The 6,745-nt window shown below is 55.6% G+C and carries 4 protein-coding genes; all 4 read right to left on the bottom strand.

Annotation, left to right across the window (positions count from 1 at the left end; genetic code table 11):
* Window positions 1–248: 248 nt before the first annotated feature.
* From gyrB to dnaA, 4 genes are read right to left on the bottom strand one after another with little or no spacing between them, the layout of a single operon-like run.
* Window positions 249–2,666 (bottom strand): DNA topoisomerase (ATP-hydrolyzing) subunit B, encoded by a 2,418-nt coding sequence (gyrB, locus tag ABJ99_RS12730; RefSeq protein ID WP_007252363.1) that lies wholly within the window; start codon window positions 2,664–2,666, stop codon window positions 249–251.
* Window positions 2,667–2,670: 4 nt separating this feature from the next.
* Window positions 2,671–3,774: a DNA replication/repair protein RecF gene (gene recF / locus ABJ99_RS12725; protein ID WP_007252362.1), complete on the bottom strand. Its 1,104-nt coding sequence runs from the start codon at window positions 3,772–3,774 to the stop codon at window positions 2,671–2,673.
* 22 nt (window positions 3,775–3,796) lie between these two features.
* Window positions 3,797–4,900, bottom strand: coding sequence for a DNA polymerase III subunit beta (gene dnaN, locus ABJ99_RS12720; protein ID WP_003367826.1), 1,104 nt, complete (start codon window positions 4,898–4,900; stop codon window positions 3,797–3,799).
* Window positions 4,901–4,938: 38 nt separating this feature from the next.
* The gene (gene dnaA, locus ABJ99_RS12715; protein WP_054086133.1) at window positions 4,939–6,477 is read right to left on the bottom strand and encodes a chromosomal replication initiator protein DnaA; all 1,539 of its coding nucleotides are present in this window, start codon (window positions 6,475–6,477) and stop codon (window positions 4,939–4,941) included.
* Window positions 6,478–6,745: the final 268 nt, after the last annotated feature.

The following is a 6,745-nucleotide window of genomic DNA, read 5'->3' as shown; positions in this document are numbered from 1 at the left end:
CGGTTTCCGAGACGCCGTTGGGTGAAGCGCTGAACGAAAAGATTGCGAAATATACTGATGCAGTGGGTAAACAGGTCGCAGATAGCATTGAAAACAAAACGCTCAATAACGACGATGGTTTTGAGGCATCTCTAACACGCATTACGACGCTCTAATCATGATCTAAAACTGCGGGCTAATTAGTCAGATACAACCCCACAAACAAAAACCCCGGCTTTCGCCGGGGTAGATGTTCGATCACACTTCCATCAGAAGTCGAGGTTGGACACCGCCAACGCATTACTTTCGATGAAGTCACGGCGTGGCTCGACCGCATCACCCATGAGGGTGTTGAAGATCTGGTCAGCGCCGATGGCGTCTTCGATGGTGACTTTCAGCATGCGGCGCACGCTTGGGTCCATGGTGGTTTCCCAGAGTTGGTCCGGGTTCATCTCACCCAGTCCTTTGTAGCGCTGGATGGTGTGGCGCTTGGTGCTTTCGGCCATCAGCCAGGCCAGGGCTTCCTTGAACTCAGTGACAGGCTTTTTACGCTCGCCACGTTGTACGTAGGCACCTTCTTCCAGAAGCGTGCTGATCTGCGCGCCCAGTGCTGTAACGGTCTTGTAGTCGTTGCTACCGAAGAAGTCACGGTTGAAGGTGACGTAGTTCGACAGGCCGTGGGAAATCAGTTCGACCTCTGGCAGCCAGACGTTACGTTCACGGTCTTCACGCAGGCTGGCTTTGTAGACCAGGCCCGACTTCTCACCCATACGCAGGCGCGCATCGAACAGCGCCAGCCAGGCTTGCATGCCCTCGTGGTCTGAAAGCTGCTCAAGCGTGATAGGCGGCAGATAGACGAAATGCTCGGTCAGTTCCTGAGGGTACAGACGCGACAGGCGCTTGAGGGTCTTCATCACCATGCGGAAGTCGTTGACCAGTTTCTCAAGCGCAGTACCGGAGATACCCGGGGCCGATTCGCTGAGGTGCAGGCTGGCGTCTTCAAGAGCCGACTGGGTCATGTATTCTTCCATGGCCTCGTCGTCTTTGATGTACTGCTCTTGCTTGCCTTTCTTGACCTTGTACAGCGGTGGCTGAGCGATGTAGATGTAACCGCGTTCGATCAGCTCCGGCAATTGACGGAAGAAGAAGGTCAACAGCAGGGTACGGATGTGCGAGCCGTCGACGTCAGCATCGGTCATGATGATGATGTTGTGATAACGCAACTTGTCGATGTTGTACTCGTCACGGCCAATGCCACAGCCCAACGCGGTGATCAAGGTGCCCACTTCCTGCGAAGAGATCATCTTGTCGAAACGCGCCTTTTCAACGTTCAGGATCTTGCCCTTGAGAGGCAGGATGGCCTGGGTTCTGCGGTTACGTCCCTGCTTGGCTGATCCGCCAGCAGAGTCCCCTTCCACCAGGTACAGTTCGGAGAGGGCAGGGTCTTTCTCTTGGCAGTCGGCCAGTTTGCCCGGCAGGCCTGCGATGTCCAACGCGCCTTTACGGCGAGTCATTTCACGGGCCTTGCGCGCGGCTTCACGAGCACGAGCTGCGTCGATCATTTTGCCGACAACCGCTTTGGCTTCGTTCGGGTTTTCCAGCAGGAAGTCGGAGAAGTATTTGCCCATCTCCTGTTCGACTGCGGTTTTGACTTCGGACGAAACCAGCTTGTCCTTGGTCTGCGAGCTGAACTTCGGATCAGGTACTTTGACCGAGATAATCGCGGTCAAGCCTTCACGCGCATCGTCACCGGTGGTCGCGACCTTGTGCTTCTTGGCCAGACCTTCCTGCTCGATATAGTTGTTCAGGTTACGCGTCAGTGCCGAACGGAAACCCACCAGGTGAGTACCGCCGTCGCGCTGTGGAATGTTGTTGGTGAAGCACAACAGGTTCTCGTTGAAGCTGTCGTTCCACTGCAGGGCAATCTCGACACCAATGCCGTCATCGCGCTGGACGTTGAAGTGGAACACTTCGTTGACCGGCGTCTTGTTGGTATTCAGGTATTCAACGAACGCACGCAAACCACCTTCGTACTTGAACAGTTCTTCCTTGCCGCTGCGCTCGTCCTTGAGGACGATGCCGACACCGGAGTTCAAGAACGACAGTTCACGAATACGCTTGGCCAGAATATCCCAGCTGAAGTGGATGTTCTTGAAAGTGTCAGCAGACGGCTTGAAGTGAATCTGTGTGCCCGTGGTGTCGCTCTCGCCAACGATTTTCATCGGTTCTTGTGGAACACCATGAACGTAGGTCTGCTCCCAGATCTTGCCGCTACGGCGGACTGTCAACAGCAGAAGCTCTGACAGGGCGTTAACCACGGATACACCTACACCGTGCAAGCCGCCGGATACCTTGTAGGAGTTGTCGTCGAACTTACCGCCAGCGTGAAGCACGGTCATGATGACCTCGGCTGCCGACACGCCTTCTTCTTTATGCACATCTACCGGAATACCGCGGCCGTTATCGCGCACGGTGATAGATTCGTCTGGGTGGATGATGATGCTGATGTCGTCGCAATGGCCTGCCAATGCTTCGTCGATCGAGTTATCAACCACCTCGAACACCATGTGGTGCAGACCGCTGCCATCGTCTGTATCACCGATGTACATTCCGGGACGCTTGCGTACGGCATCGAGCCCTTTCAGCACTTTAATGCTGGTCGAGTCGTACGTTTGGTTTTCGCTCATGCAATCACTCCCGATGGTCGTGGGTCTGGGTGATACGGCCATGTTCCACGTGGAACAAAGCAACTGGCGTATCCGTCTGCCAGCCTTCCCTCAAAAATTCTTGATCTACACAGGTGATAAAAACCTGGCAGCGTAATTCTTCCAGCAAGCGGCAAAGCGCCTGGCGATGATGCTCGTCCAGTTCAGACGGCAGGTCATCTACCAGATAGATGCATTGGCCGCGACGAACCTGGCTGACCAAATGCCCCTGAGCAATACGCAATGCACAGACCACCAACTTCTGCTGACCACGTGACAAGATATCTGCCGCGTTATGAGCACCTAGTCTAAGGCGCAAGTCAGCCCGTTGGGGTCCCGCCTGGGTATGGCCCATTTGCTGATCTCGATTCAGGGAAGAGGCGAGCACTGTGCTCAACTCTTTCTCTTTGTCCCATCCTCGGTAGTAGCTCAGGGTCAAACCTTCAAGCTCAACGAGTTCGCTTAAAGTCTGCTCAAAGACTGGCTTCAGTGCTTTGATATAGGCGCGACGAAATTCATCTATTTCGTCACTTGCCAGGCACAGCTCCCGGTCCCATGCCGCCTGCGAAGCGGCGTCAAGTGTACCATGCCGAAGCCACGAGTTTCGCTGCTTGAGGGCCTTCTGAAGGCGCTGCCAGGTGGCCATGAAACGAGGTTCCACGTGGAACACTCCCCAATCCAGAAACTGTCTGCGAATCTTCGGAGCACCTTCCAGCAAGCGGAAGCTGTCCGGATTGATCAATTGCATTGGCAGTATTTCAGCAAGCTGGGCAGCACTTCGCGCATTTTGACCATCAATGCGAATCTGAAACTCGCCTTGACGGTCGCGTGAAACACCCAGATTGCTGTGGCCGCCTTGTGCAAGATCGACTTGCCCAAAGACCGTACATGCAGGCTGTTCGTACTGAATGACGGGGAGCAAGCGGCTGCTGCGAAACGAACGGGCGATGCCCAGCAAATGGATGGCTTCCAGTACGCTGGTTTTTCCGCTGCCGTTGGCGCCGTACAGGATATTGATACGCGGGGAGGGGGAGAGGGTCACCGGATGCAGATTGCGCACCCCGGTGACCGAGACGCGACTAAGAGACATCTAGGTTGCGCTGAGCATGAAGTTACAGGCGCATCGGCATAACGACATAGGCAGAATCATCGTTGTCCGATTCTTGCACCAGTGCGCTGCTGTTCGAGTCAGACAGAATCAGGCGTACCTGTTCAGTGGTCATGACACCTAGCACGTCGAGCAGGTAGCTGACGTTGAAACCGATCTCCAGCGAATCACCGTTGTACTCGACGCTGATTTCTTCCTCTGCTTCTTCCTGCTCAGGGTTGTTGGCCTGAATCTTCAATTGACCACTGGCCAGTTGCAGGCGGATGCCGCGGTACTTTTCGTTGGACAGGATCGCGGTACGGCTGAAGGCTTCACGCAGCGCCTGACGATCACCCAACACCAGCTTGTCACCACCCTTCGGGAGAACGCGCTCGTAGTCCGGGAATTTGCCGTCTACCAGTTTCGAGGTGAAGGTGAACTCGCCAGTAGTGGCGCGAATGTGATGCTGGCCCAGAACGATGCTGACCATACCGTCCTGCTCGGTCAGCAGGCGCGCCATCTCGAGGATGCCTTTACGAGGCACGATGACCTGATGACGATCCGCATGTTCGATATCGGCAGACATCGAGCACATTGCCAGGCGATGACCGTCGGTAGCGACTGCTCGCAGGATGCCTGCGCTGACCTCAAGCAGCATGCCGTTGAGGTAATAGCGAACGTCCTGTTGAGCCATCGCAAAGCTGGTGCGCTCGATCAAGCGACGCAGTTTGCTCTGCACCAGATTGAAGGTCAGCGAACCCGGACCTTCTTCCACTGTAGGGAAATCGTTTGCAGGCAAGGTTGACAACGTAAAACGGCTGCGCCCGGCTTTGACGATCAGCTTGGAGTCATCGAGTTTGATATCGATCAGCGCGTCGTTGGACAGGCTTTTACAGATGTCCATCAGCTTGCGTGCCGGCACAGTGATTTCGCCGGGCTCAGCGGGTTCTTCGAGCTGTACGCGGCCCACCAGTTCGACTTCCAGATCAGTACCGGTCAGCGACAACTGCTGACCTTCTACGACCAGAAGCACATTGGAAAGAACCGGCAAGGTCTGGCGGCGTTCAACCACGCCGGCGACCAATTGCAGGGGTTTCAACAGGGCTTCGCGTTGAATGGTGAAATGCATGGTCTAGTCCCTTGCCTTAATAAGCTGCGCTGGCGTCATCACGTCGTCAGCGTTCGCAGCAGGTTCTTGTAGTCCTCGCGGATATCCGCATCGGATTCCTTGAGTTCGTTGATCTTTCGGCACGCGTGCAAAACGGTCGTGTGGTCTCGGCCACCAAAGACATCGCCGATTTCCGGGAGGCTATGGTTGGTGAGTTCCTTGGAGAGCGCCATGGCCACCTGCCGAGGTCGGGCCACGGAACGTGAACGACGCTTCGACAACAGATCGGATATCTTGATCTTGTAGTACTCGGCGACCGTACGCTGAATGTTATCCACACTCACCAGCTTGTCCTGCAACGCCAGCAAGTCCTTCAGCGACTCGCGAATCAGCTCGATGGTGATATCACGGCCCATGAAGTGCGAGTGTGCAATGACACGCTTGAGCGCACCTTCGAGCTCACGGACGTTGGAACGAATGCGCTGGGCAATGAAGAACGCTGCATCATGGGGCAGATCGACCTTGGCCTGATCCGCCTTCTTCATGAGAATCGCGACGCGTGTTTCAAGCTCCGGAGGCTCGACGGCAACTGTAAGGCCCCAGCCAAAGCGTGACTTGAGGCGCTCTTCAAGCCCCTCGATTTCTTTTGGATAGCGGTCGCTGGTCAGAATGACCTGCTGTCCGCCTTCCAGCAGCGCGTTGAACGTGTGGAAAAACTCTTCCTGCGAACGTTCTTTGCGCGCAAAAAACTGGATGTCATCGATCAGCAACGCGTCAACCGAACGGTAGAAGCGCTTGAACTCGTTGATCGCATTAAGCTGCAAAGCCTTGACCATGTCCGCGACAAAGCGCTCCGAATGCAGGTACACAACCTTGGCGTTCGGGTTCTTCTTCAGCAGATGGTTACCCACCGCGTGCATCAAGTGAGTTTTACCAAGACCTACACCGCCATAAAGGAAGAGCGGGTTGTAGCCGTGCTTCGGGTTATCGGCAACCTGCCAGGCCGCTGCGCGGGCCAACTGGTTGGATTTACCCTCGACGAAATTCTCGAACGTGAACGTACGATTCAGGTAACTGGTGTGCTTGAGCGCGCCTTCCACCTGGACAGTACGTTGCTCGGCACGGGCTGGCGCTTGCTGTGAGCTGGCGCCGGCCATCGGGTCAAAACTGTCACGCGATGGCTCATTGTGTGTCACGACGTTATGCACAGGCGCCGGCGTTGCAGCGGCGGGCGCGGCAGATGCAGCCATGGCAGGGGCCGCAGACGAAACACTGCTGATCGAGTTGGCAGACAACGCCTGAGACGCTGCGGCTGCCAACGGAGCATTCGGAGCGGCACGCGGTGCAGAGCTGCGCTTGCTTCCTATTAATAAGGAAAGCGCAGGCGCCATGCCTTGACCGTGTTCGCCAAGAAGCTCAAGCAAACGACCGAGGTACTTTTCATTGACCCAATCGAGAACGAAACGGTTAGGTGCGTACACACGCAACTCGTCGCCTTCGGCTTCGACCTGTAGCGGACGGATCCAGGTGTTGAATTGCTGGGCAGGCAGCTCCTCGCGCAAAAGCTCCACGCACTGCTGCCAAAGTTCCACTGACACGGATATCCCCTGAGTTGAAAGCCGGTGAGGCAAAAACAGCCGCCATTGTAACGATCCAGGAGCGACTTATCCACATGTAGCTTGCTCGCGGAGGGCTATAAATCAACGATTTATAGCCTCATGACACGACAAACGGTCAGCGCCTAAGGGCTGTGGATAAACCCACGTCAGCCCATTGCATAAGTCGGGCTCAAACTCTGTGCATAACTGGCCTGTGGATAAAACGTCGTTCCATGCACAGCTTTTCCGACAGCGCAGCACAGGCTCA

It is taken from the genome of Pseudomonas syringae pv. cilantro, assembly GCF_001293775.1.
GTDB classification, from domain to species: Bacteria; Pseudomonadota; Gammaproteobacteria; order Pseudomonadales; family Pseudomonadaceae; genus Aquipseudomonas; species Aquipseudomonas syringae_P.
This window is presented reverse-complemented; position numbering and strand designations above follow the sequence as displayed.

Coding starts and splice junctions, on each gene's coding strand:
- gyrB (WP_007252363.1), bottom strand. CDS start 2,666: ATGAGCGAAAACCAAACGTACGACTCGACCAGCATTAAAGTGCTGAAA.
- recF (WP_007252362.1), bottom strand. CDS start 3,774: ATGTCTCTTAGTCGCGTCTCGGTCACCGGGGTGCGCAATCTGCATCCG.
- dnaN (WP_003367826.1), bottom strand. CDS start 4,900: ATGCATTTCACCATTCAACGCGAAGCCCTGTTGAAACCCCTGCAATTG.